At 53.3% G+C, this 437-nt stretch carries 1 protein-coding gene; it reads right to left on the bottom strand.

The window, feature by feature from the left end; all coding sequences use genetic code 11:
- A partial coding sequence (locus ACEN88_RS34310; RefSeq protein ID WP_413346862.1) for a transposase occupies positions 1-437 on the bottom strand: 437 nt, incomplete at both ends.

The raw sequence follows: 437 nt of genomic DNA, 5'->3' as shown, positions 1-437 counted from the left end.
GTGTCGAGCTCTGCCAAATAACGGATGATGTTCGACTCAATTTCTTCCATCCGGCGCTTCAGTTTGGCATCAGTGAAATTGCGGTCGCTGCTGTTGACCGCCTTGAATTTGCTTCCGTCGATGGCGACGACGGCATCCGAAAACAGATCGAGCTGCTGACACAAGATGACGAACTGCCGGCAGACATTGCGAATGGCCTTGCCATTGTCTTTTCGAAAGTTCGCAATCGTTTTGAAGTCGGGTGTCAGGCGACCTGTCAGCCACATCAGTTCGATGTTGCGCTGAGCTTCTCGCTCGAGCCGCCGACTCGACTGGATACGATTCAGGTAACCATAGATGTAGAGCTTGAGAAGAACAGCTGGATGGTAGGCCGGTCGGCCTGTTTTCGCTGGATGTACGCGCTCAAAACCGAGGCCCGCGAGGTCAAGTTCTTCAAC

The organism is Massilia sp. CT11-108, assembly GCF_047302915.1.
Classification (GTDB): Bacteria; Pseudomonadota; Gammaproteobacteria; order Burkholderiales; family Burkholderiaceae_D; genus Telluria; species Telluria orientalis.
The sequence above is the reverse complement of the archived record's forward strand: the minus strand, read 5'-3'. Positions and strand labels throughout refer to the sequence as shown.